The following is a 24,773-nucleotide window of genomic DNA, read 5'->3' on the forward strand; positions in this document are numbered from 1 at the left end:
GGCCACAGTCTATGCAGCGAACCCTGAGGAGCCGCGTAGCGGCGTCTGGAAGGGCACAAGGGGTGCCTGCCACACGGTCAGGTCAAGACTCGGTTCACTCAGGAAGCTAAAGAAAGTATTCGCAAGGGGATGTAAGCTCCCGGTAAGTTCTTGGAGCCCCCACCACCAATGGCTTGACCTGCCTGAAGCGCAGTGTTAGTTGTAGCATGCATTTAGGCAAGGAGAGATCGGATTTTGAGACTTTTATTAATGCGCCATGCCACGGCGGTTCCCCGGGGGATTTTGAAACCTGGCCAGGATGCGGCGCGGCCCCTGACTGAGCAGGGGCGCCAAGAAGCCCGGGCCGTAGCTAATGGGTTGCAGAGAATAGAGTTAAAGATCGATCTGATTTTGAGCAGTCCATGGTTGAGAGCAAAGGAAACCGCCGAGAATGTTCTCGACGTATACAAAGGGGTGCCGGAGCTGTGTCTGTGCGAGGCCATGCAGGGGGATGCGAGCCCGCAAGAAACTTTCAATGCTCTGAGAGCCTACGTTGAATTTGGGATTATTCTGCTTGTAGGCCATGAGCCACACCTGAGCCGGCTCTTGGCTGAGCTAGTGACCCAGCGCGCCGACTTGGATGCGGTGTTCAAAAAGGCCGGAGTGGCATGCGCGGACTCCCACACGCGTCCTCCCCAGGCAGGCTCAGGTGTGTTACGCTGGCTGATGACCCGCAAGCAACTGGAATTGATCGGCAAGTAGTCGATTGTGGAGACTGACAATGGCAGAAGCCCCGCGACAGCAGAGACACCCCTATCCGGGAAGACTTATTATCGTTGAAGGTATCGACGGCTCCGGCAAGAGCACCCAGCTGCAACTTATGGCTCGCTGGCTTGAGGCGCAGAGACACACTGTTTTCTTTACAGAGTGGAACTCCTCGAAGCTGGTCAAGGAAACCACTCGTAAAGGCAAGAAATCCAAGACGCTGACTCCTCTCACATTCAGTTTGCTTCACGCAACGGACTTTGCAGACCGTCTTTTCTACAATATTCTCCCTCCACTCAAGGCCGGAATGATTGTTTTGGCTGACCGCTATATGTACACGGCCTTTGCGCGCGATGTGGCACGCGGCTGTGACCGGGATTGGGTTCGCAAGCTTTACAGTTTTGCCATCAAACCCGACCTGGCTTTGTACTTCCGGGTTCCTGTGGAAATTTCTTTGGGACGTATTCTTTCGGGACGGGAGGCAATCAAGTATTACGAAGCGGGCATGGACCTTAACATGGGGGATGATCCGGTAGAAAGTTTTGTTAATTTCCAGACCAAGATCCTGGCAGAGTACGACCGTGTGGTTGACGAGTGCGAGATGCATGTGATTGACGCCTCTGCGGATATTGATGAGCAGCAGGATATTGTGCGTAAGACGGTTGTTGAAATGCTGCAAGACTACGAATCGGGGAAGCGGAATGGGTAAAGTCAAATTTCTGGGAGAGGGAATACCGTATCTGGATTCATCCTCACTCAACCTGAAGGGCAAGCTGATTATTATTGAGGGGACTGATGGAGTGGGCCGGACCAGCCAGGTCGAAAAGCTGCGCAATCACCTGGAGATTCAGGGCTATGGGGTTGTGGAGACGGGCTGGACCCGCTCCAACCTGATGTCCAAACTTATCGAGCTGGCCAAAGAGGGAAATTCGCTGACACGGGAAACTTTTAGCATGCTTTATGCCACGGATTTTGCGGATCGCCTGGAAAATCAGGTGATCCCGGCTCTTCGCAGCGGTTTTGTGGTGATTTCGGATCGCTATGTTTACACTGCCTTTGCGCGTCACGGCGCCCGCGGGGGCAATCGCGAATGGATACGGGATGTTTACGGATTTTCACTGGTGCCGGACATCGTTCTTTATCTGAAGGTCGACGCAAAGACGCTTATCCCCCGAGTTATCAAGGCCTCGGGTATGAATTTTTGGGAATCCGGTATGGACATGCGCATGGGGGAGGATCTGTACGACAGTTTTTGTGTTTACCAGGAAAAACTGATCAAAGAGTACGATGCCATGGCTGAAGAATACGGTTTTGAAGTTGTGGAAGCCCGCGACAGGTCCATTGGGCAGATCCACGAGGATATTTGCGGCCGGATCGAGCCGATTCTAAGGCGCTCCCGCGGCGTGGATCTCGCCAAGCTGCAGCAAAAATGAAAGGCTTGGCGACATTGGCAAACCAGTCAGAGGCATCAACGTGAAGCAGAGCTGTTGCGAATAGCGAGGCGGGTAATGGAAAAGAAGATTCTGGTGGTCGAAGACGAAAAGAATATCGTCGAGACAGTAAAGTACAATCTCGAGAAAGACGGCTACCGTGTGACTGTTTGCATGGACGGGGAATCAGCGTTGAAGGCGTGTATGAAGGACAAGCCTGATTTGGTTGTGCTGGATCTGATGTTGCCCAAGCTCGATGGACTGGAAGTCTGCCGTGCTTTGAGGGAGGCGCCCGAGACCCGGGGGATCGCCATCCTGATGTTGACTGCAAAGGCCGAAGAGGCTGACAAGATCGTGGGTTTGGAACTGGGTGCAGACGACTACATGACCAAGCCCTTTAGTCCCCGGGAGCTGGTTGCCCGTGTGAAAGCTATCCTGCGCCGCTCCAAGAAAGGCGTGATGCAGGAGGAGGACATCAGTGAAGTCGGCAAAGTGCGCGTGGATTGGGGCAAGTACAAGATTACCGTCGACGGAAAGACCGTGACGCTGACGGCCAAGGAATTCGCTTTGTTGAGGACTTTGCTGAATGCAAGGGGGCGTGTGCTTACTCGTGATGCACTGTTGGAGCGGGTCTGGGGCTATGAGCGTTCCTTAGAGATTGAGACGCGTACGGTCGATTTGCATGTCAGTCAACTTAGGCGGAAATTGGGCGAGGACGGAAAGCGTATTCTTACGGTCAAGAATGTGGGTTACCGTTTCGTCCTGGACGAATAGCGAGCCATGCGTCAGCCTCTTTATAAAACTTTGCTTTTGAACATGCTGGCCGTAATCGTTATTTCTTTCCTATGCGCCGCAATCATTGGAGACACACTCGGCGCCAAATGGGTTGTTAAGCAGCGCACCGCTTCTCTGGAACAACTTGGCCGAGTCATGCTTCCTCAGGCGCGGGATGGTTTCGGCCCCCCGGCCCCAAATTCTGAATCGCAGGCTGTAGCCCGGCGCTTGGGAAGCCTGGGCAACTGCCGGGTCACATTGATTTCTAATGACGGCGTTGTCATCGGAGATTCGGAGAGAAACTCCGAATCTCTTCCGCTGATGGAATCCCACCGCAACCGCCCCGAATTTATTCAAGCCGTGGATGAAGGTCTCGGCTTCGGGTTTCGTTACAGCCGCACCCTGAAGAAGGATTTTCTGTATGTGGCATTCCGCGTTGAAAAGGAGGGGCGCTCAGCAGGGGTGTTTCGTTTGGCCATTTCCTTAACGGAGCTGGAGCAATTGAGGGGCTCCATGCGCCAAGCTGCATTCGTCAGTCTGGGGCTTGGGTTGCTCTTTGCGGTTTTATTGAGCCTGTGGTTTTCCAGGCGCTTGACCCGGCCTATTGCGCACATGACTCAGGTGGCTCGCCGGATGGCTGAGGGGGATCTGGATGAGGAGATCAGAACCAGTGAAATTGAAGAGGTAGCGGAGTTGGGGATAACTCTGAATGGGATGGCTCGTTCTCTACGGGGTCACATGGACAGTCTTTTGGCCGAAAAGAACCAAGCCACAGCGATCGTCCAAAGCATGGCTGAAGGTGTGGTGGCCCTGGATGAAATAGGCCGTGTTTTGATGATCAATCCAGCCGCGGCTCAGATGTTCGATGTGGCGGTTGCAAGACCCAGAGGCCTGCCGTTGGTTGAAGTGATCCGGCAGCACGAGATGAATGAGTTGGTGGAACAAGTACAGCTCAAGAAGAAGACCGCGCGGCGAGACATCCATGTTTATCAGCCGGTGGAAAGGGTTCTGACCGCCCAGGCTGTTTTGACGGGCAGTTTCGGACCTGGAGATCCTCATACGGTCATTGTGATTCAGGACCTTACTGAGCAACAACGCTATGAGCGCTTGAGGCGGGAGTTTGTGGCCAACGTTTCCCATGAATTGAGGACACCGCTCACATCAATCCGGGGTCTTGCGGAAACCCTGGAAGAGGGGGCTTTAGAGGATCCGAAGAATAACCGGCGCTTTCTCGGGATCATACGTGAAGAGAGCAGCCGGCTGGAGCGTCTTATCGAGGACTTGCTGCAGCTTGCGCGCATCGAGTCCCAAGAGGCCGCTTTTAAAACACAGGAAGTGGATTTGGAAAAATTAGTCTTGGGCTTGGCCAAAACTTTCCAGTCTGAACTCAAGAAGCGAAGCCAAAAACTGCAGATTGAGCTCGGCAATCTGCCGCCAGTCCAAGGGGATCCGCGGCGATTGGAGCAAGTTTTTATCAATCTGATGGACAATGCCATTAAGTACAACAAGGACTGCGGAGAGATTAGGATTTCTGCTCAAAAGGCGGACGGGAAATTAAGAATTTCCGTTCAGGATACGGGCATCGGTATTCCCGAAGAGGATCTTCCCCGAATCTTCGAGCGCTTCTATCGTGTGGACAAAGCACGCTCCCGGGAGCTTGGAGGAACCGGCCTGGGGCTGTCCATCGTCAAACACATTGTGGAGGAGCACGGGGGGGAAGTTTCTGTGACCAGCGAGTTGTCCAAAGGATCGGTTTTCTTGATTACCTTGCGGCTGGCCGCGGGATAACCTTACACAGAGCTTACATAGAATAGTTCTCCTGCTGACATCATCCTTCCACAATACTCCCCGGGTGGGTTAGGTAGAGGATGGTTGTGTCACAAAAAGGAGGATGTCCGATGCGTAAGTGGACAGCTTTGGCTGCAGCCTTTCTGGTTGCATGCTTTTTGTCGCCATCACAGCTCTTTGCAAGTGAAGTGGATGTTCTGCTCGATAAGCTGGTCGAGAAAGGTCTTTTGACTCGTGCCGATGCCGAAGAAGTGCGGGGCGAAATGAAGGCCGAGTCCCGCGCAGCAATCTCATCAACAGAAGATGTTGCTGTGGTGAAGACTGCAGGGCCGGAGTGGAAGGTCAGCGGTGACATCCGGCTTCGAAATGAGTACCGGGAACGAACGGGTAGCACAAGTCAGAACCGGCAAAGAGTCCGTTTTCGCGTAGGTGTGGACGCGAAAATTAGCGACGAGCTGAAGGTTGGAGCTCGTGTGGCTACGGGCAGCCTGACAGACCCGGTTTCCACGAATCAGACCTTCGACGATACCTTTGTGAAGAAGAACTTCAATCTGGACCGTGCTTATATCAAGTGGACTCCGGATACAGAGTCAAGTGTGAAGGTTATGGCCGAAGGAGGAATTTTCGGAAATCCGTTCCATACTGTGAGTCCGATGATATGGGATGACGACCTTTCCTTTGCCGGTGTTGCAGGTAAGTTGACGCACGAAGGGGAAATCGGGGATGTGTTCCTGGTTTTGGGCGTATTTCCGGTTGATTCGGATGGGTATGGCAGCGACGCCCCCACACTGTATTCGACTCAGTTGGGCGCCAGCGTAAAACCATTCGAGAACGCCCGCTCCGAATTCGCCGGCAATCTGAAGGTGACCGGAGCTTTTGCCTTTCATATCTTCCAAAACACCGCAAACAAGGCAATCATTAACACCCAAACAGGCAATACAGCCGCAGCCAGTGATTTCAACGAGTTCAACCCTTCGATTCAACTTGACACCAAAATTGCCGCCGTTCCCTTCAAGCTTTTTGCGGATTATGTTAATAATGACGGCGGGGGCAGCCAGGATACCGGTTATCTGGTTGGTTTTAAGCTCGGCAAGGCAAAAGAGCCGTGGTCTCTCAAGAAGGGTGTGGAGGTCGGTTACTTCTATGAAAAGCTGGAGGCAGACGCCGCCTTTGACGCGTTTGTGGATTCGGACTTCGGTTCTGGCGGGACCAACCACAAAGGACACAAAGTCTGGTTGAAGCTGGCCACACTCGAAAACTCCAGCCTTCAATTCGCCTATTTTGATACCAAAGCTGTCACAGGGGCTGTGGCAGATAACGATACCTTTCAGGTTGATTGGGTTACTAAGTTCTAAAACCAGTAGCCCTCACACAGGAGGAACGGCAAATGCGTAAGACTGGAATATTCTTGGCGGCATCCGCTCTCATTTTTTTGGGCGCGTCTGTGAGCTATGCTGCCTCAGTTGATTCCCAGCTTCCGAAGTATGCGAAAGTATCTGGGATTTCTGGGAATCTCAACAGCGTGGGTTCGGATACGCTGAACAATCTGATGACTCTCTGGGCTGAGGGGTTTGCCAAGCACTATCCGAACGTGAAGATTCAGATTGAGGGCAAGGGTTCTTCAACCGCGCCGCCGGCTTTGATTGAAGGGACGGCTCATTTGGGCCCCATGTCGCGTCCGATGAAGTCCAAGGAGATTGACGCATTTGAAGCAAAGTACGGATACAAACCCACGGTTTTCCGCGTGGCTCTGGATGCCTTGGCGGTCTATGTGAACAAGGACAATCCCATCTCTTTTATGACCATGGAGCAGGTGGACTCGATCTTTTCCACGACTCGTAATTTGGGAGGGAGTACGGATATCACGACCTGGCGCCAGTTGGGTTTGACAGGGGCCTGGGATAAGCCCGTTAGTATTTATGGACGCAACTCCGCATCCGGAACCTATGGGTATTTTCGAGAAATTGCCATGGGTAAGGGCGATTACAAACCAGTGGTGAAGGAACAGCCGGGTTCTGCGGCCGTGGTCGAAGGTGTGACCAATGACCTCTTTGGGATTGGGTATAGTGGTGTGGGCTACAAGACTGCCGGGGTCAAGGCCTTGCCGCTTACGGCCAAAGGGAGTGTGGAAGCATTTGCTCCGGTCGAGGAGAATGTTTATTCCGGAGACTACCCCTTGAGCCGCTACCTGTATGTCTACGTGAACAAGGCGCCTGGCCAGGGGCTTGATCCGTTGACCTCTGAGTTCCTGAAGTTTGTCCTCAGTCAGGAAGGCCAGGAACAGGTCATCAAGGATGGCTATGTTCCTCTGGTTTGGGACATTGCCAAGGATGATCTAGCAGAACTCTGATGAATGTTTCGGCCGTTCTCCATTCTGGAACGGAATCGCAGCCGCCGCAGTCGTTCGCCCTGAGCGATGCGGCGGCTCGGTCTTTTCGAGCGCGCACCCAGCGAATAGACCGCTTTGCCCGGGTTTTGATTTCCATCAGTGGTATCTCAGTGATTGCTGCAGTGCTTGGAATCGGTATCTTTCTTCTCACGGAACTGGCTCCGCTTTTTGGGGGCGCGGACGTGGTCCAGATTCAGCAGCTTTCGACTTCCGTTAACGGTTCCGGCTTAGTGGTGCTTTCCGACGAGCACCAGGAGAAGTTTCTTACTATTGATACGGAGCCCTGGGTGCGGGTGCAGTCCCTTTTGCCGGAAAAGGCCCCTCAGAAATTGGAGTTGGAAGGGCTTAGCGGCCAAAAGCTTCTTTCGGTCTACAGACAGAATCAATCCTCCAGAGTGGCTTTTGGGACGAATCAGGGAAAGGTGTGGGTCGGCAGCATTGCCTTGAACACAGTGTTTGTAGGTTCGGAGCGCACCATCCAGGCTGCTGTGGAAAGGGAAGTCTTACTCGATATCGCAGAAGGGGAGATCAGCAAAGTCGCTTTCAGAGCCGCTGAAGATGTTGAATTAGCGATTTCTCTTGTCGATGGTTCCAACCTTGTAGCCACCCGCGTTGCCGTAAAACGGCCTTTAGTGGGCCCGGTTAAGCGAACACCTTCCAATGGGGTGATTCCCATGGACGCTCCTCAAACGGTAACCGGAATTCTGATTAAGGAGGACTGCCAGGAAGTCCTGTTGGGTACCTCCGGAGGGGAATTGCAGCGCTGGCGAGTGCCTTCCGTCGGCCCCCCTGTTCTTTTGGAATGCCTCCGGGTGGTAGAGGAAGGAGGCGTGAATTTTATGGCCTTCATCCTCGGGGATAGGTCCGTAGCGATTGGGAGCGGTAACGGAGAAGTCCAGACTTGGTCTCCGGTGAGGGATCCGGGCAGTGAGGATGGTTGGACTTATGAGCGCGTGCATTCCTTCAAAAAGCACGATACGGCCATTGCCCAGATTGTGGGCTCGCCCAGGGACAAAGGGTTTGTGACTGCCTCAACAGACGGAGCCCTGAAGCTGCACTACATGACCACGGATGCGACTCTGGCGGAATGGGAGATGAACAGCGCGCCTGTTGCTCTGGAGTTTACGCCAAAAGCCGATGGCCTGCTCGCGTTGGATTCGGATGGCCGGATGCATCAGTGGAGGGTGGATAATCCCCATCCGGAAATTAGTTGGAAAGCTCTTTTTGGAAAGGTTCGCTATGAAGGCTATGACGAGCCCAAATATGTCTGGCAGTCGCATGGAGCAACCGATGACTTTGAGGCCAAGTTCAGCATGGTGCCCTTGGTCTTCGGAACACTGAAGGGCACTCTTTATGCCATGCTCTTTGCCGCGCCCATTGCTTTGTTTGGAGCCTTGTACAGTTCCCAGTTTTTGGACAAGCGGTTGCGCAACCCGGTAAAGTCCTTTGTTGAGTTAATGGCGGCGCTTCCGAGCGTTGTCCTGGGTTTTGTAGCGGGTGTGATTCTGGCTCCGTTTTGTCAGGGCTATGTGGTCTCAATCTTGATCTTGCCGGTGCTGCTTCCTATTGTGGTGATTCTCGGAATGACCTTGTTGTCCAATTTTTCCCCAGTTGTCTTGCAAGCGCTCATTCGAAAGTCCGAACTCTGGGTGATGTTAGGTTTTCTCTGCGTGGGCTGCTGGCTGGCCTTGGTCCTGGGGCCTTTGTTGGAACGGCTGGTTTTTGGAGGGGATTTTCAAGACTGGCTGTTGGATTTGTTTGGGACCCGTTATGACCAGCGGAATGCTTTGGTTGTTGGAATGATCATGGGCTTCGCGGTAGTCCCGCTCATTTTTACCATTTGCGAGGACGCATTTTCATCCGTGCCTCAGCGTTTGGTGTCGGGCTCCCTGGCTTGCGGGGCTTCGCCCTGGCAGACTGCGTGGAAAGTGGTTTTGCCTGCGGCAGGATCCGGTGTGTTTTCAGCCGTTATGGTGGGTTTCGGCCGTGCGGTGGGGGAGACCATGATTGTTCTTATGGCAACCGGCAATACTCCGATTATGGATTGGTCCGCCTTTAATGGATTTCGAGCCTTGTCTGCGAATATAGCGGTTGAAATTCCGGAGGCACCCTGGGGCAGCACGCACTACCGGGTACTTTTTGTGGCTGCGCTCCTTCTTTTCTGTATGACATTTATCGTTAATACAGTCGCGGAAATGGTTCGTCTAAGACTTCGAAAGCGATTGCAGGGGATGTAGTAGTGGGCATGAAACGATCCAAAATCAAGAATACATTGGATACGGTCCCGATTTGGGTCACCGGCAGCATGCTGGGCGTTGCCCTTTTGATGATTGTGGCTCTCCTTGGACTGATCCTTGTTCAAGGGCTGGGGGCTTTTTGGCCCCAACCCTTGTGGAAAATTTCACTCAATAACGGCCAAGAGTATTTGGCGCTGGACCATCGTGGCGAGGTGATTCCCGCCCAGGAGGATAGCGCCGGTGAACCCTTGCGCCGGACTTTGTACCGGATCGGAAATAAGGATCTGTACGGGAAAGACTTTGTCTGGATTGACCACAGCGAAATCAAATCTCTGGAAAGGCCAAGGGAGGCGGTGGCAGTAGAGCGTCTGGAATGGGGGCCTTTGTATGGGTACGTTCAAGCTGTGATCGCGCGGGGTGTGCAGAGTTCCGGGCGGTCCGACGAGGTTTGGAATAAGCTTCAGGAACAGCTCCCATTAGCTGCCAAGCGCCGGAAGAAGATTCATGAGCTTGAGAAGGCGGAGATCGGAAGGATTAGCGGCAAAATCAGCCAAGCCCGCCTGGACATCAAGAAGGTGGAGCTGAAAATGGACCCCGGGTCTCTGCGCGCCCGGGAAATGATTGATGCCCAACAAAAACGCATCAAAGATCTGAATGAGAAGTATGAGGAAGCGGCGAAGACACTGGCTGAGCTCCGTGCCGAAGACCGGGAATTTGAAGTGCTGTTTCGGACGGTGGAGGGGCATGAGAAGAGTCTGCCCATCTCTTCTATTGTCCGGCTCTACGAACCAAACCGTCTGACATGGTTCGGGAAAGCGGGGGTCTATCTGTCCAGAATGGCCGAGTTTATTTTGGGGCAGCCGCGGGAGGCCAACTCCGAAGGAGGCGTGGCCCCTGCGATCTTTGGAACGGTCATGATGACTCTGATCATGACAATCGCGGTTGTCCCGCTCGGGGTGCTTGCGGCATTTTATTTGCATGAATACGCGAAGCAGGGGCCGATGGTTTCCGGAGTCCGGATCGCGGTAAATAATTTGGCCGGAGTGCCGTCCATTGTCTTCGGGGTTTTCGGAGTGGGTTTCTTCTGCTACATGGTAGGAGGAACCATCGACCAGCTCTTCTATCCGGAGCGTCTGCCGAGCCCGACGTTTGGAGGAGGTGGGATTCTTTGGGCCTCGCTCACCCTGGCGCTTCTGACGTTGCCTGTGGTAATCGTTTCCACAGAGGAGGCTTTGGCTGCAGTGCCCAATTCGGTCCGCGAGGCTTCTCTGGCTTGCGGGGCCACCAAGTTTCAGACGGTTTGGAAAGTCGTGATGAAGGCTGCAACGCCGGGTATTTTGACCGGCGCTATTTTAGCCATGGCGCGCGGTGCGGGGGAGGTTGCGCCCCTTATGATTACGGGGGTTGTAAAGCTGGCGCCCGATTTGCCTGTGGATGCGGTCTGGCCTTATCTGCACTTTGATCGCAAGTTTATGCATCTAGGTTTTCATATTTATGACGTGGGATTTCAGTCCCCAAATATCGAAGCCTCCAAGGCGATGGTCTATATGACCAGTCTTTTGCTGTTAACAATTGTCGTTTGTTTGAATATCTCCGCCATGCAGATTCGTGCCCGCTTGCGCGGAGAACTGCGCGACGCAGCGACATAGGTCTGACACCCACTCAACCCGTAAATGAGAGGTGTCGGACAGAGTGAGGGGGTTATGGTAAAGACTATGGATAAGCAAAAAGAGTCTAATCAATCGCGAATACCCAAAGCACAGGTCGGGCCTGATAGTCTGCAAAGTTCGTCCAAGCCCGCGTTGACTGTACAAGAGCTGGATGTCTATTATGGAAAGACGCAAGCTCTCAAGCAGATCAACATGACAGTGCCTGAGCACCGGATATCGGCTTTGATTGGCCCCTCAGGCTGCGGCAAGTCCACCTTGTTGCGCTGCTTTAACCGGATCAATGACCTGATCGAGGAGTTTAGGGCGGAGGGGAAGATTCTTCTGTATGATGAGAACATTTTAGATCCCGGGATTGATGTGACCGGATTGCGCAAGAAAATCGGAATGGTTTTCCAGAAGCCGAACCCGTTCCCTATGACCATTTATGAGAATGTGGCCTACGGTTTGCGTGTGGACGGAATCAATAACCGGGAGTATTTGAGGCAGGCTGTTGAAGAGAGCTTGAAGAGCGCAGCTCTTTGGGATGAAGTCAAGGACCGTCTTGAGAGTAACGCCTTACGTTTGAGCGGGGGCCAGCAGCAACGCCTTTGTATTGCGCGCGCTATTGCCAACAAGCCGTCTGTCTTGCTGTTGGATGAGCCGTGTTCAGCCCTGGATCCGATATCCACTGCCAAGATCGAAGAGTTGTTGCACCAGCTCAAAGAGAGATATACGATTGTGATTGTGACTCACAATATGCAGCAGGCTGCGCGGGTTTCAGATATAACGGGGTTTATGTTGCTGGGAGATTTGGTGGAGGTAGGCAAGACGGATGAGCTCTTCACAAACCCCGAGGATGAGCGCACTGAGGCTTACATAACCGGAAGATTCGGCTAGGGTGTCAGGCACCCGGTCAACCAGTAGATTCGGGTTTGAAGAATCGAGAGTAAATAGTGAACAGACAATTTGACTCAGAACAAATCGAGCTTCAGGGGAAACTGCTCCACATGGCCGGCCTTGCGGAAGAGGCGATCGGCAATGCGGTGCGCGCTCTGGAATCCCGTGATTCCGCCTTGGCGGATGCTGTTATTCAAAATGACGAGGCGATCAATCTTTCGGAGATCGAGATCGAGAATCAATGCCTGAGACTCCTTGCGCTGCGGTCTCCCGAAGCTACAGATCTCCGGTTTATCACAATGATTTTCAAAATCAATAATGATTTGGAGCGTATTGGTGACTTAGCTGTCAATATCGCTGAGCGAAGTCTGGATCTTTTGCGCTCCCCCCTCCTTAAACCGCTTATCGATATTCCACGCATGGCGGATATTGCCCAAGGGATGGTCAAGGATGCTCTGGATGCTTTTGTGCGTAGGGATGCCGATCTGGCTGTAGAAGTCTGCCGCCGTGATGACCAGGTTGACCTGATTAACGATCAGCTCTTTCGGGAACTGTTGACATATATGCTTCAGGACCCGACGAGCATCGAACGCGCTGTGGGTCTGATTTTCGTGGGGCGCCATTTGGAGCGCATTGCAGACCACTCGACCAATATCGCGGAAGACGTTGTCTATTTAGTCAAAGGCAAAACGATTAAGCACCATACAGGGCTAGGCTAAGCTCTGGCCCGAATCCTCAGGTATCTGTGCCGCCGGGAAGTCTGACCAGCCCTTCCGATCACTAGAGATGTCTCCCTATGATTAGTGTCATTATCAATACAAAAGACAGGCCGGAAGATCTCAAGGTTTGCGTGCGCTCAATCCTGAAACAGGCGCGGCCGGTTCAGGAGCTGGTTATTGTAGACGCCAGCCGGAATCCTGAGGAAGCAAGGGCAGAGATGGAACAACTGTTGCAAGAGAGTTCTATTGTCCTGAAGTACCTCCATACCAAGGCAGGGAATGCCTATCAGCGCAACGTGGGGATTGCGAATCTGGACCCGGATTCGCAATATGTCTGGTTTTGCGATGATGATGTTGTGCTGCCTGAATATGCGGCACAGACGTATATCAAGAAGTTTGAGCAGCACCCGGATGTTGCCGCAGTGCAGGGTATTGAAGTAAACAGAACCCGGCAGCATGCTCTTGGGAATATTGTGAGAAGAATATTTTGTGTCGGTTATGAAGGGAAATCCTGGAAGTTCTTGCCGTCCGGGGAGCACGTGATGGTGATTCATCCGGTTGGGGACCAATATGTGGGTAGCTTCATGGTGGGTCTCACCTGCGTAAGGAAGAGGATTCTGGACGAATTCCGGTTTGACGAATGGTTTGAAAGCTATGCGTGGCTCGAGGACTATGATTTCTCCTACAGGATAGGCAGAAAATACAAGATGTTGATTACACCGGATGTCAAAATTACCCACAATCGATCAAATGTGTCACGGCTTGGCCCTTTTATATCCAGCCGGATGCTAATGCTCAATAAGAGATACTTCTTCTGCAAGAATGTAGACAAGTCCGCCGGGCGATATTGTGCCTTTTTGTGGTCTCTGGCAGGCCACTTGGTCCTCAATTGCGGGAAGAGCATTTACAAATGGGACTGCGGGTATTTTCTGGGAACCCTCTCGGGAATTGGGAGGATGTCCTTGGGGAGAGACTGTTGAAGATTCTTGTGGCAGTAGCGGTCACTGTTGTCATTACCTATGTGTTTCTCCTTTTCGTACAGGTGCCTGTGCTGGCGATTCTCTTTTTGGGCACCATTGCCTTCTGTGCCGTCTTTTGGGTGTTTCCCAAATCCTCGGTGTTTTTCTTTTTGATCTTTATGCTCTTTCAGGGGCCTATCGCCTACTTTGCGAAGGCGGGAGTCGTTTATAACCTGGAAGAGCTGGGGATTGTGCTGATGGCGGTGCTTGTGGCTGTAAAGAAGCTGGTTCTCCGGAAGCCCTTTTATAGGTCGGGTGTGGATTTGCCCTTGCTCAGCTTGGTCCTGATCGGCACGGTGAGTTCCTTTGTATACAGGATTGTGCCGCCGGTGGTTGCGTTCGGAGGGTTGGTGCTGTTCCTCAAGGGATTCCTGCTTTTCTACATATTTCTCAATTTGGACTTAGAGGAAGATGATATCCGGAAGTTCAAGACCTGGTTTTATATGCTGGGGATTTTCACAGTGTTGTACGGAGTCTTGGCCGGAATCTGGCCGGGAATCTTTCTGGCGGCTGTCGGATCTGTTCCCTACACCCGTTTTGGTATGCCGGCCTTGCAGGCATATCTGGGGCATCCGGGGAGCTTCTCTGCCTTGATGGGTGTGCTGTTCTGCTTTGCTTTTGCCGACAGGCTTTCCAGGAAATCTCCGAAGTCTACGCTGCTTGTGGTCATTTTTCTGGCAGGTATTATCTTGTCACTCAGGAGAACAACGTTTCTTGGAGTGCTCTGCGGCTCTGTGTGCGTTCTCTTGTCTAAGCAGGTCCGGCAGAAGCTTCAGAAGGAGACGTCCGTAAAGATTCTGGGAATCGTTCTCGCAGTTTGCGTTTTGTTTTCGGGACTTATTGTCGTGCTATATCGGGACTTAGCGGTGTCGTACTTAACGAGCGAGTCTCCCCGTTCGATGTTGTTCCAGGCCGGCGTGCAGGGCGCGGCAGACCATTTCCCCCTGGGCTCGGGATTTGGCACATTTAGCGGAGGTATGGGACAGAAATTCTATAGCCCGCTCTTCTACAAGTATAGATTGAGCAGCACCTGGGGACTTTCCAAAGCAAATCCGGGCTTTATTAATGATACGTTCTGGCCCCATATAATTGCCGAAACAGGAGTTTTCGGGTTTCTATGCTACGCGGGAATCATTTGGGCTCTGTTCAGAGTTTGTTTCCGGGCCCTAAGAGTTTTCCGGAGCGAAACAGGGATGGGGTTGGCCATTGCTGCTTTCATGCTGTTGGTCTTGAGTTTGGTGGAATCAACCAAGGCTCCTTTTTATGAGATGGCTTTGTGGACTTTTTTCTATTTTGGGAGTGTCGGCGTCCTCCAATCCTGGATGAGCAAGCAGCGGAGTTCTGATGAAGATCCTGCAGGTCAATAAATTCCTGTACCCAAAGGGTGGCGACGCCGTATCGATGCTTGCCACCGGAGAGCTGCTCAGGCAGAAGGGGCACCGGGTTCTGTTCTGGGGCATGGCGGACGCGCGCAACCAGCCGCAGGAGTATCCTGAGACCTTTGTTCCTCTTGTAGACCTCAATGCCGCAGGGGGAGTCATGGAGAGTCTAAAAGTAGGAGCGAGGCTGCTATATTCCTTTGATGCCAAGCATCGTATCCAAGATCTTGTGCAAAGAGAGAGACCGGATCTTGTGCACTTGCACAACATTGCCCACCAGATTTCACCGTCAATTCTCGATGTGCTCAAGAAGCACAAAATCCCTTGTGTAATGACAATGCATGATTACAAGGTGGTTTGCGGATCCTACACCCTATTGTCGCACGGACGCATATGTGAATTGTGTGCCAACGGGAAGTACTACCACTGTCTTTTGGAAGGCTGCGTAAAGGGGTCCAGGGCGAAAAGTTTCCTGACAATGGTTGAAATGTATCTGCATCACAACATACTTGATATTTACGGCACTGTCAGTTGTTTCATCTCTCCGAGTCGCTTTCTAAAGGATAAGATTGTCTCGATGGGCTTCAAGAAGAGGGTCAAACACCTATCGAATTTCGCCGATTTGGATCGCTTCAGTCCTGATCACCATGTGGCGGGGCGGTCGGTCGTTTATGCAGGAAGGCTTTCAAAAGAGAAGGGGCTTATGACGCTTGTTGATGCCGCTGCTCAGATTCCTGAAATTGATTTCAAGATTATCGGGGAAGGCCCTCTGAAAAGAGAACTGGAGATACGGGTTAAGGGCTTGAAGACGGGAAATGTGCAGTTGCTGGGGCACATGCCGGCAGAGGAGCTGCGCAAAGAGGTGGGAAAGTCGATGTGTGTTGTGCTGCCTTCGGAATGCAATGAAAACCATCCCAGAGTCGTTGTTGAGGCTTTTGCTCTTGGAAAGCCTGTGGTGGGATCGAGAATTGGGGGAATCCCCGAGGCTGTTAAGGACGGGGAAACGGGACTGACATTTTGTCCGGGTGACGCGGAGGATTTGGCAGAAAAGTTGCGGTATGCCACTGACGATGCCGGGCGGCTGAAGAAATGGGGGCGGAGCGCGCGCAACTTTGCGGAAGCCGAATATAGTGCGGACAAGCATTACGCCGGGCTTATGGCGATTTACGATGAGGCGCTATCCGATGCCGCGGGTTAAGGGCATGCGGGGACAGATGCTCTTGTTTCTCCTGTCCCTTGTGCCGCTGATTGCCAGCGCTCCCCCGGCGGCCGGTTCAGAGAGTCCCGGAGAGATCAAGGTTTTGGCCGCTCAGGAGCGCGGCGAGGTCAACAAGTGGGTTTTTGGGAACAATCTTTGCGGTTATGACCCGATGACGTATGAAGATTGGGCCAAGGAGTACAGAGGATTCTCCGATTTCGGCGAAGGTTTTTGGGACCCGCTCAACAAAAGGCCTGTGCCTGCTGTTCTCAATTTGGCGCGGGAGGCCGGAATTACTGCGGTGCGCTTTCCCGGAGGCTGCGGAACGCATCATTACAATTGGAAACGGGCGGTCGGAAAGGACCGTAGCGATTTCCTTTTTGGAATTGAAGAGTTTTTGCAGGTGGCTCGCCGGCTTGATGCCGAGCCTGTCATTACGGTTAGCTACTTTACGGGAAATCAAGGCGATGCGGCGGATTTAGTTGAATACCTGAACACTTTGAATGACGGGAGCAATTGGAACGGGGGCAAAGATTGGGCGGCCGAGAGGGCAAGGAACGGACACCCTGAACCCTACGGTGTCAGGTATTTTGAAATCGGGAATGAGGTTTGGCATGGGGATCACAAGGATATCAGCCAGGTTTCCCCGCAGGAGTATGCGGTGCGTTATCTGGCCTATTATGCGGGCATGAAGGCCGTGGATTCGAGTATTCAGATCGGGGCTTTGCTCAAAGACGAGGCCTGGACTCGGGAGCTTACAGCCGTGATCGGGGGACGGCTGGACTTCGGGGTGACGCATTTCTATTTCTCCTCCGGATGGGCTCACAAGGAGCTGTCCGGTAAAGATGTGGACCGGGTCTTTTATGAAACACTGAACGAACCCCAGTACTATGCATTCAGGCTGCAAACAATGCTCCGTTTGATTCGCAATGCAGCGGGGCGCGAGCTCCCCATTGCCTTCACCGAGTACAATACGGCTTTTCATCAAAACAAACCGGTTCCTTACAGGCACTGCCTGGGCGCGGCCCTTGTGAATGCTGAAGTACTGAGAGTCATTATGGATCCGGAGAATCATATCCTGATGGCGAACTACTGGGATTTGCTGAGCCGGTTTTGGGGGATGCTGAATAACTTCCAACCCATTGAGCAGAAATATCTCGGACATCCGTATACGAAGCGTCCGAATTTCTACGTTTATGAGTTGTATCACAAACACTTCGGGCAAATCCTGCTGGAGACTTCCGCAAAAGGCAATGCCGCCGGGTTGTCGATTAATGCGAGCAAGAGCAAAGAAGGGGATTGCTTGTATCTGATGGTAATCAACAAGTCGATGGATCGAAGTGTGGAGTGTTCCATTCTGCTGGAGGGTTTTGCCCCTGCTTCCCCAGGGCAGGCCTGGGTCCTGAATGGGCCGGGTGTGGATGCCACGAATGAAGAGGAACCCGATTGTGTCAAAGTGACCCGCAGGGCAGTCGACAACTCGAAGGGTGTGTCCGGATTTGCTTTTGAGCCGCATTCCCTTACGGCCATTGAGTTTAGAAGTGAAATATCCGGGTTAGGCGGCCGCAAGAACTGAAGATAGAGAGTTTTCAGCATGCTTACAAGTCGCATACGTGGATGTTACAAGAAAAAGGATAATAGCTACGCTTACTATACGCCTAAATAATGGCTGTTTTAAAACCCAGGGAGGACGCTCCAATGCGTCAGCAAGCTTTGTTGAGAGGATTTGCGGTAAGCTTCATTGTTCTTGGCGCCTTATTGCTCGGACAACATGAGGCCTATTCACAGTTTGATGTTGATTTTGGTTACAGCAAGGACGCAGGCCTGAAAGACAAGACCGGTGATGAACTTATCGCGGCTTGGCTTGTCAGCAACGGGTATTATTCTGATTTTGGTGATGCCCGGAACTTTGCGAATACCGGTTATATCGGTTACAAGGCCGCTGATTCAGATCCGTTCTATTGGAGCTCGGCTTTGCCCTATACCATTGAGGTTGTCCAAGAGAGGGCGGGATATGCCGACTACAATGTTTTGGGCTACTACACGGGTATGGGAGCCGGCAAGAATCTTGAGCAGCTTCTTGGCGGGACCCAAGACGGACCTGCACCCTTCACAGTGAATGATCCCTTCGGGTTGTATTTGGGCACGCCCGGGGGCAACTTGTGGTTCACCGGAAGAGGAGAAAATGTCCAGCAGGCCGGTGTTGCAGGCAATGTAGGCGGCGATCCCCAGGCGCTGATCTACGAGCTGGCGCCGGGTACGGAATGGTTGATTACTTGGGAAGATCTGGATTCCACTCTTTGCAAGAGTGATAACGACTACAATGATATGTACGCAAGACTGAGCGTGGCTCCGGAGCCTTTTGGGGGCGTGCTGTTTTTACTTGGCGGAGGCATATTTGCAGCGGTGCGTCGCAGGAATAGGAAGCGGAAACAGTAGTCCGAAGAATGGGTGACATGCGTTTTGCCTATCTTAGAAAGCCGGACCATGTGATGTACTACTTGGCCTGGCTTTTTATAGCCATCATTTATGCGCCTGTCTTTCACGAGCTCTACGGCTCTCGCTGGGAGACCATCGACTACACACATGCGTACTTTGTGCTGCCTGTATCTTTATGGGTTGTGTGGAAGAAGAGGGAAATTCTGAGAGACCGTTCTTTCCAGTCCACATCCCGGCATTGGGACATATTCAGCCTGACAGCAGTCTGTTCCGGCCTGCTGATGTTTCTTTTCGGTTGGCGCCAGGAATTTCTATCCATCTCAACCCTGTCCCTAATTCCGGTATTATGGGGTGTTACCGCCTATTTATATGGAATCCCGGCGGTGAAGACCCTAAGCTTCCCTATTTTGTTCCTGCTCTTCCTTGTTCCTCCGCCCCTGGGGGTCTTGGACTCCGTAACGCTGCCTATGCGCTACGGGATTTCCGCTGCAACCGAAACGCTTCTGCGCATGCTGGGGTATCCCATTACCCGCATCGGGCTTTTGCTAAGTATGGATGGCAGGGAAATCTTTATGGGAGCTCCTTGCAGCGGGTTCCGTTCTCTGATTACCCTGTTTGCTCTGGCTGTGGCTTATGTGTATTTCGTTGGAGGAAGTTGGAGAAAAAGGCTTGCGCTAATCGGTGCGGCTGTTCCTCTGGCACTTTTTGGCAACCTGCTGCGGGTGACAGCTCTGTGTCTGGTCACCTATTATGCGGGGCAAAAAGCTGCGCAGGGATTTTTCCACGAGCTTAGCGGGGTGCTCATCTTTTTGATCATGATTCTGGGTTTGATGGGATTGGAATCCTGGATCGAAAGACCACAGAAGAATCCCGATGAGTTTTGAAACGAGAAGACCCCTTCCGATTTTGGCTCTATTGCTGGCCATAATGGGGGCGGCATTTTTGCTTCCCAAACCCCGATACGCGAGCCTCGATATCCTGGCTGAACTGGATATACCTATGGCCTTTGCCGATTGGAAGGGCAGGGAAGTGGCCGGAGAGCTGAACTTGAAGGATGACCGGTATAACTTCGTTAATGATGTTTGCGCCCGAATCTATCAGAACAGTAAGGGAGAACAGCTGTTATTCCTGGTGTTGGACGCAGGCAATTTTCACAATCCCAAGGTTTGCTACACAAGTTCCGGATTTGTTGTGAAGGATTTGGGAAACAAGCAGTTTGAAGCGGGGGACACAAGTTTTGAGGCTCAGGCATTGAGTATGCAGAGACAAAGCTATGAAGTGCTTCTTTTCTACTGGCTCTGCATCGATAGAAAGATTAAAAGTTGGACAGGACAGAAAGTGTCGGAACTCTGGGCTTCCCTAACCAACCGGAAAAAGGCAGGACTTATGGTACGTTTGGAGATTCTGGCAAAGGAAAGACAGCAGGAGCAGGGATATGCGCTGGGCCGCCGGTTTATCGGGGACCTGAGCAAGTCAATCAGCACAGAAGACAGGGAGTATCTTTTTGGAACCTAGTCCGGCGATGCCTAATTGCCGGCCACCTGGGCCAGCTCAGCTCGATAATACCCCACCATTTGCACATAGTCCTGGCCGTCAGTCAAAATCCAGTCCACAAAAGCCTTCACTTCTTTGTTCATAGAAGCGGGATTGATGTAGAAGTGAAGGGGACGGCTCAGCGGGTATGTTCCGGCGGCCACATTCTCTACACTGGGCCAAACTGCCTCTCCTTCAGGTTGCCTCTTCAGGCGTATGACATGGGCTCCCTCAGAGTACGCAAAGATACCGCCGTAACCAATGGCGTTTGGATTGCGGGACACGGCTGCGATCAGGGATGTGGTTGTGGGGACTTCTACCATCTCGTCGGAGAAGTCTTTGCCTTGCAATATTTGTTCCTTGAGATAGGTCCGTGTGCCGGAATGCCTGTCCCGGCTGTAAATATCAATACGCCGGTCGGCGCCACCCACTTCGCTCCAGTTCCGGATTTGGCCGCTCAGGATTCCGGCCAAATCCGTGACAGTGAGGTCGCTGCGGGGATTGGTGTTGTGAACATACACACCCAGACCATCCATGGCCACTACAAACGGAACCGGCCGCATCCCGAATTTGTCTTCAAAGGCGAGCAATTCGGATTCTTTCATGGCCCGGGAGGCAGCTGCGATATCGATTCTGCCGGCCATCAGGGCATCAAATCCCGTTTCCGAACCGCCGCCACTGACTTCAATCTTCAGGTTAGGATTGATTTTGGAGTATTCTTCAGCCCAGCGCTTGTTGAGATGAAACATGGTATCCGAGCCCTGGAGAACGATAAAGTTTTGAGCAGTGGATTCGAAGGGAAGCACGAGCAAGGCTGAAAGCCCGAAGGCCGCGGCGAAGAAGTATTTATAATTAGCAGATTTAGCCATAGAGCACCTCCCAGGTCTTATGTAAGTTAAAAGTATGTTCTGTGTATTATTATAGTAAGGCGAACTTCTTTTGTCAGCGTTAGATTTCTTGCAAGCCCCCGTTGCCACCTGTCTTCCGTGAAAGACTCCTTCCTTCAGGCTTTGATCACCCATAGCAGATTTCCGACACGCCCCGGAGGCGGCACGTCTGTGGCCGGAGCGCAATCCGGATGAGGCATTTGCTTCCTCTCCGGCGCTCTCGATGTAAGAGAACAGGGTAATTTACAGCCTCCTTACATAAAGTGCATTGGAACCAAACACTTGGTCGCTAATCTGCCTGCGGTAGCTCAAAAAAACCTGGTGTTGACCGGCTTTGACAAGCATCTTTCAGTCTATGGTTGCGGCTTCCGCCATCAGTCGCTCGGTAACCGGACACGTTGGCAGACTTCTCTTGACTGCCATACCCAGGAGGGCAGCCTACAGGTAGTTGGAAGTGTGAAATAGGCCAGTGGTAGCGCGAATCACGATTGGAGTACTGATGCAAGGAAGCTTAAGGAGGAGAATGTGAAGACGAGAGCAGCGATTGCAATCGCAGCGGCAATTATGTTTGTGGTGCCTCTGCAGTCTGCTTCTGCAGCGGAAGTCGTGGGAGTTAGCCGCGTCGTAGTGCCGCCTCAGACAGATGTGCACCTCTCACTTCCGTTCAGCCGGAACCCCGTAGGTGAATATACGGTAGCCAGTATTGTGCCGGGCAGTGGGGTGACGGTGGCGGACGTGTTGGTGCCAGGAGCATACGCAGACACGTACTATGTGCGTTTTGTAGACCAAGACGCTGAAGGACTCTGGGCAACCATCGATGACAACGGGACAGGCAGCATCACTCTTTTAGATCCGGCAATTCTTAATTTTGTGGACCCGGGTGATACGTTCCGCGTGTATGAGCACCACACGCTGGGCAGTGTCTTTCCTCCCTTTATGTTTGGGAAGTCCTATGTTGCGGGCACCAAAGTCCTCATTTTCAAGAATGATCTTTCCGCGATGGCACAGAACCTTTCAGCCGATCGGGTTGCGACTTACACGACCGCGGCCGGGGGCGTTTGGTTTGGTTCCGGCGGCGTTACCAGCGCGACGATCCTGGAGCCCGAGACACAGTTCATTCTCCGTAATGTCTCAGACTCTGAGTTGCAGTTCATTGCGTTCGGCAAGGCTGCGGATTTTTCTGTTAGCCGGTTGGTCGCAGCAAATGGCGATCTGAACATCGGTACAGGCTATCCGGTCCCTGTCGTTCTCAAGAATGCCGGGATTGAGGGAAATCAGCGCAAGGTACTGTTTTACGACAACGCTGCTAGCGGGCAGAACAAGTCGGCGTCCAAGGTCGCTTCCTATACCACTGGGGCCGGTGGCCTCTGGTTTGGCAATGGAGTTACCGGGAATGAGCTGATCAATCCTTCGGAGTCGATCACTTTTCGTTTGCCTGTTAGCGAGGCCGGCACGAAGGTGACGTTTACCAAGCCTTATTAAGGAAAGGACAAGAGCAAGATGAAAAACCTTATGGTGATCGCGCTTTTGGCAAGTGCCTTGATGCTGACAGGCACTGCTTATGCGAACGTGACCTACGAAGTGGGGGTGGAAACCGCCTTCGACGCTTCCGGGGATCCGATTATCGACGGGACCTATGCGATGGTTCTGGATCGCGACAACGACGGATGGAATGGGAATTCCTATCTCACGCAGTCGCCGGGTGATGCAAACGGATTCTCCTGGCTTTGGGATTCGGACGACTACTTGATGGATTACGGCCAGGTTGGGGATATCGGTTTCCCGCTGCCCGGGTTCGCCACTCCCAATGCCGCTTATACGACGGGCGCGGATGCTGCCGCCGGCGGTTTTCCTGCCGGTTATGACGCTGGTGTGGATCAGTACTACCTGCTCTGGTTCGATAAGCCGTTTGATGTGGCGTCGGCAGGGCCGGGTGGGAATGTAGATTATGGCGCCGAGCTCCTGGGTTTCGCAGGTCAGGATCCGGGAACCTACACTCCGACCTTTATTGGTGGCAATGCCTACTTGACAACGGTTGTTCCGGAGCCGATATCCGCTGCTTTGGCGTTGATCGGTGCTGGAGCTATGATCACGCGCCGTCGCTGGAAGCATGTCCGGGTTTAAGGGAACTTATTGACTTGCAACCTCACACACAAGGAAGAGGACGAAATGAACAAAATAGCAAGAATTGCATTTGCAGCCATGATGACCTTCTGTATGGTCGGCACTGCCAATGCGGCCATTGTGAATGTTTCCAGTGATATTGGGGCATCCACTACATGGACCTCTGACAATACGTACAATTTGACCAAACAAATCTATGTTCTGCCGGGCGCAACCCTGACGATTGATGCCGGAACGCTTGTCCAAAGCACGGCAAATGTGGGAGGCAGCCTTGCTGTGACCCGCGGTGCCAGGATTTATGTGAACGGCACCCAGGAGAATCCGGTTATCATGACCTCCACCAATGACAACCTCACTTCCTGGCGTGAGGCCGTTAACGAGTGGGGCAACTTGACGGTTATGGGCGATGCCCTGATCTCCGCTTCCCACTTTGGCGGAAGCCCCGTTGGCTCCAACACGAAAACCCCCACGGGCCTGAATGTGAAGCAAATGGAAGGTTTAACCGCAGGGTTTCCCGGCGATACCAAGGTGATGTACGGCGGCGACAATGATGACGACGACAGCGGCGCCATCCAGTACCTTTCCATTCGGTACGGCGGCAAGGTTCTCGGTCTCGGAAACGAGCTCAACGGTCTTTCCATGGGCGGCATCGGCCGTGAGACCGATGTGCATCATGTGGAGATCATGAATAACGTCGACGATGGTATTGAGATCTGGGGCGGCACGGTGAACTTCAAGTACTGCTCGATCTGGAATGTGGGCGATGACAGCTTTGATGTTGACCAGGGATGGCGCGGAAAGGCTCAGTTTATTTTCATTGTGCAGGGCTACAGCACGGATGCCAGTCAGGGTTCGGGCGTGGGCGACAACTGTTTTGAAACGGACGGAGCAGAGGATTCCGATGCGCAGCCTGTGACCACGACTACCATTTACAACGCGACGGTTATCGGCCAGCCTCTCGACGGGGACGGCGGAACCGTATGGCGTGACAACGCCCGCGTACAATACCGCAACTGCGTGTTCATGGATCTGGGTTATAAGCTGGTTCAACCCGATGGAGATGACGGAGACGGTGCCTCAGGTTATGGCTATAGCGGCACCTTGTCCTTTGCGGATACATGGACCACGGATGCGGGCATTCATTCTTTGGTGAACGCAATTTCGCCAGTGCCGGCGCCGGGTACCTTTAATCATCCGGATACGCTCTATCAAGTCCAGCAGGATGGAAAGCTTGCGGAGATCACAGGTTCTGTCTTCTTCCGCAATCAGAACGGAAGCGCCTACACGGATTCCGATACGTTCGGCGTTACGGTCAGCGGAGGCAGCAACCCGGCTCTCGACAATATCGTGATCCCGGGCACCGCAGCAGCGGATGCGCCGATCAAGAGCATTGCTCGCGGCGGAGTTGTGGTTCGCGGCGGTAAGAACATGGTTCCGGTCACCAGCGTGGATCCTCGCGCCAACAACGAAGCCACAAGTCTTGTGACGGCAAGTGCGGCGCCGGCTGACGGCTTCTTCACACCGGTTCCGTATCGCGGTGCTTTCAGTCCCACGTACAACTGGCTGG

At 52.8% G+C, this 24,773-nt stretch carries 22 protein-coding genes; 21 read left to right on the plus strand and 1 reads right to left on the minus strand.

The window, feature by feature from the left end:
* The first annotated feature begins 234 nt into the window (after window positions 1-234).
* The 18 genes from sixA (at window position 235) to JW937_06725 (ending at window position 20,177) form a co-directional block, all read left to right on the plus strand.
* On the plus strand, window positions 235-741 hold the full coding sequence (sixA, locus tag JW937_06640) for a phosphohistidine phosphatase SixA (GenBank protein MBN1587088.1): 507 nt from the start codon (window positions 235-237) through the stop codon (window positions 739-741).
* Window positions 742-760: 19 nt separating this feature from the next.
* Window positions 761-1,453, plus strand: a complete 693-nt coding sequence (tmk, locus tag JW937_06645; GenBank protein ID MBN1587089.1) for a dTMP kinase — start codon at window positions 761-763, stop codon at window positions 1,451-1,453.
* A complete protein-coding gene (locus JW937_06650; GenBank protein MBN1587090.1) occupies window positions 1,446-2,177 on the plus strand; it encodes a thymidylate kinase in 732 nt (243 codons plus the stop codon). The genes tmk and JW937_06650 overlap by 8 nt, the downstream gene beginning before the upstream one ends.
* Window positions 2,178-2,252: 75 nt before the next feature.
* Window positions 2,253-2,948, plus strand: a complete 696-nt coding sequence (locus tag JW937_06655; protein ID MBN1587091.1) for a response regulator transcription factor — start codon at window positions 2,253-2,255, stop codon at window positions 2,946-2,948.
* Window positions 2,949-2,954: 6 nt separating this feature from the next.
* The gene (locus tag JW937_06660; protein MBN1587092.1) at window positions 2,955-4,736 is read left to right on the plus strand and encodes a HAMP domain-containing protein; all 1,782 of its coding nucleotides are present in this window, start codon (window positions 2,955-2,957) and stop codon (window positions 4,734-4,736) included.
* 110 nt (window positions 4,737-4,846) lie between these two features.
* Complete coding sequence (locus tag JW937_06665; protein ID MBN1587093.1) at window positions 4,847-6,091, plus strand: putative porin; 1,245 nt, start codon at window positions 4,847-4,849, stop codon at window positions 6,089-6,091.
* 32 nt (window positions 6,092-6,123) lie between these two features.
* On the plus strand, window positions 6,124-7,086 hold the full coding sequence (locus JW937_06670; GenBank protein MBN1587094.1) for a phosphate ABC transporter substrate-binding protein PstS family protein: 963 nt from the start codon (window positions 6,124-6,126) through the stop codon (window positions 7,084-7,086).
* Entirely contained in the window at window positions 7,086-9,362 is a 2,277-nt protein-coding gene (locus JW937_06675; protein MBN1587095.1) for an ABC transporter permease subunit, read from the plus strand. Before JW937_06670 ends, JW937_06675 begins: the two co-directional genes overlap by 1 nt.
* A gap of 8 nt (window positions 9,363-9,370) precedes the next feature.
* Window positions 9,371-11,011, plus strand: a complete 1,641-nt coding sequence (gene pstA, locus JW937_06680; protein MBN1587096.1) for a phosphate ABC transporter permease PstA — start codon at window positions 9,371-9,373, stop codon at window positions 11,009-11,011.
* 54 nt (window positions 11,012-11,065) lie between these two features.
* Window positions 11,066-11,908: a phosphate ABC transporter ATP-binding protein gene (gene pstB / locus JW937_06685; protein ID MBN1587097.1), complete on the plus strand. Its 843-nt coding sequence runs from the start codon at window positions 11,066-11,068 to the stop codon at window positions 11,906-11,908.
* Window positions 11,909-11,964: 56 nt separating this feature from the next.
* Window positions 11,965-12,627, plus strand: a complete 663-nt coding sequence (phoU, locus tag JW937_06690; GenBank protein ID MBN1587098.1) for a phosphate signaling complex protein PhoU — start codon at window positions 11,965-11,967, stop codon at window positions 12,625-12,627.
* Window positions 12,628-12,704: 77 nt separating this feature from the next.
* Window positions 12,705-13,607, plus strand: a complete 903-nt coding sequence (locus tag JW937_06695) for a glycosyltransferase (protein MBN1587099.1) — start codon at window positions 12,705-12,707, stop codon at window positions 13,605-13,607.
* Window positions 13,604-15,013 (plus strand): hypothetical protein, encoded by a 1,410-nt coding sequence (locus JW937_06700; protein ID MBN1587100.1) that lies wholly within the window; start codon window positions 13,604-13,606, stop codon window positions 15,011-15,013. The genes JW937_06695 and JW937_06700 overlap by 4 nt, the downstream gene beginning before the upstream one ends.
* Window positions 14,991-16,223: a glycosyltransferase family 4 protein gene (locus JW937_06705; GenBank protein MBN1587101.1), complete on the plus strand. Its 1,233-nt coding sequence runs from the start codon at window positions 14,991-14,993 to the stop codon at window positions 16,221-16,223. Before JW937_06700 ends, JW937_06705 begins: the two co-directional genes overlap by 23 nt.
* Window positions 16,195-17,799, plus strand: coding sequence for a hypothetical protein (locus JW937_06710; protein MBN1587102.1), 1,605 nt, complete (start codon window positions 16,195-16,197; stop codon window positions 17,797-17,799). Before JW937_06705 ends, JW937_06710 begins: the two co-directional genes overlap by 29 nt.
* Window positions 17,800-17,921: 122 nt before the next feature.
* Complete coding sequence (locus JW937_06715) at window positions 17,922-18,662, plus strand: hypothetical protein (GenBank protein MBN1587103.1); 741 nt, start codon at window positions 17,922-17,924, stop codon at window positions 18,660-18,662.
* Between the two features lie 8 nt (window positions 18,663-18,670).
* Entirely contained in the window at window positions 18,671-19,546 is an 876-nt protein-coding gene (locus JW937_06720; protein ID MBN1587104.1) for an exosortase/archaeosortase family protein, read from the plus strand.
* Window positions 19,536-20,177, plus strand: coding sequence for an EpsI family protein (locus JW937_06725; protein MBN1587105.1), 642 nt, complete (start codon window positions 19,536-19,538; stop codon window positions 20,175-20,177). The genes JW937_06720 and JW937_06725 overlap by 11 nt, the downstream gene beginning before the upstream one ends.
* 11 nt (window positions 20,178-20,188) lie before the next feature.
* Here JW937_06725 and JW937_06730 read toward each other — a convergent pair whose 3' ends face one another.
* Complete coding sequence (locus JW937_06730) at window positions 20,189-21,064, minus strand: phosphate ABC transporter substrate-binding protein (GenBank protein MBN1587106.1); 876 nt, start codon at window positions 21,062-21,064, stop codon at window positions 20,189-20,191.
* Between the two features lie 543 nt (window positions 21,065-21,607).
* On the opposite strand from JW937_06730, the gene JW937_06735 reads away from it, so the two are divergent.
* From JW937_06735 to JW937_06745, 3 genes are all read left to right on the plus strand, one after another.
* Window positions 21,608-22,564, plus strand: coding sequence for a TIGR02597 family protein (locus tag JW937_06735; protein MBN1587107.1), 957 nt, complete (start codon window positions 21,608-21,610; stop codon window positions 22,562-22,564).
* An 18-nt stretch (window positions 22,565-22,582) separates the two neighbouring features.
* On the plus strand, window positions 22,583-23,206 hold the full coding sequence (locus JW937_06740; protein ID MBN1587108.1) for a hypothetical protein: 624 nt from the start codon (window positions 22,583-22,585) through the stop codon (window positions 23,204-23,206).
* 45 nt (window positions 23,207-23,251) lie between these two features.
* Window positions 23,252-24,773, plus strand: a 1,522-nt coding sequence (locus tag JW937_06745) for a hypothetical protein (GenBank protein ID MBN1587109.1), incomplete at its 3' end; no start/stop codon positions are given.

The organism is Candidatus Omnitrophota bacterium (assembly GCA_016929445.1).
Lineage (GTDB): Bacteria > Omnitrophota > Gorgyraeia > JAFGIU01 > JAFGIU01 > JAFGIU01.

Excerpts from the sequence above, each read along its gene's own strand:
- tmk (MBN1587089.1), top strand. The coding sequence starts at position 761 with ATGGCAGAAGCCCCGCGACAGCAGAGACACCCCTATCCGGGAAGACTT.
- JW937_06650 (MBN1587090.1), top strand. The coding sequence starts at position 1,446 with ATGGGTAAAGTCAAATTTCTGGGAGAGGGAATACCGTATCTGGATTCA.
- JW937_06655 (MBN1587091.1), top strand. The coding sequence starts at position 2,253 with ATGGAAAAGAAGATTCTGGTGGTCGAAGACGAAAAGAATATCGTCGAG.
- JW937_06660 (MBN1587092.1), top strand. The coding sequence starts at position 2,955 with ATGCGTCAGCCTCTTTATAAAACTTTGCTTTTGAACATGCTGGCCGTA.
- JW937_06665 (MBN1587093.1), top strand. The coding sequence starts at position 4,847 with ATGCGTAAGTGGACAGCTTTGGCTGCAGCCTTTCTGGTTGCATGCTTT.
- JW937_06670 (MBN1587094.1), top strand. The coding sequence starts at position 6,124 with ATGCGTAAGACTGGAATATTCTTGGCGGCATCCGCTCTCATTTTTTTG.
- JW937_06675 (MBN1587095.1), top strand. The coding sequence starts at position 7,086 with ATGAATGTTTCGGCCGTTCTCCATTCTGGAACGGAATCGCAGCCGCCG.
- pstA (MBN1587096.1), top strand. The coding sequence starts at position 9,371 with ATGAAACGATCCAAAATCAAGAATACATTGGATACGGTCCCGATTTGG.
- pstB (MBN1587097.1), top strand. The coding sequence starts at position 11,066 with ATGGTAAAGACTATGGATAAGCAAAAAGAGTCTAATCAATCGCGAATA.
- JW937_06695 (MBN1587099.1), top strand. The coding sequence starts at position 12,705 with ATGATTAGTGTCATTATCAATACAAAAGACAGGCCGGAAGATCTCAAG.
- JW937_06705 (MBN1587101.1), top strand. The coding sequence starts at position 14,991 with ATGAAGATCCTGCAGGTCAATAAATTCCTGTACCCAAAGGGTGGCGAC.
- JW937_06710 (MBN1587102.1), top strand. The coding sequence starts at position 16,195 with ATGAGGCGCTATCCGATGCCGCGGGTTAAGGGCATGCGGGGACAGATG.
- JW937_06715 (MBN1587103.1), top strand. The coding sequence starts at position 17,922 with ATGCGTCAGCAAGCTTTGTTGAGAGGATTTGCGGTAAGCTTCATTGTT.
- JW937_06720 (MBN1587104.1), top strand. The coding sequence starts at position 18,671 with ATGGGTGACATGCGTTTTGCCTATCTTAGAAAGCCGGACCATGTGATG.
- JW937_06725 (MBN1587105.1), top strand. The coding sequence starts at position 19,536 with ATGAGTTTTGAAACGAGAAGACCCCTTCCGATTTTGGCTCTATTGCTG.
- JW937_06730 (MBN1587106.1), bottom strand. The coding sequence starts at position 21,064 with ATGGCTAAATCTGCTAATTATAAATACTTCTTCGCCGCGGCCTTCGGG.
- JW937_06740 (MBN1587108.1), top strand. The coding sequence starts at position 22,583 with ATGAAAAACCTTATGGTGATCGCGCTTTTGGCAAGTGCCTTGATGCTG.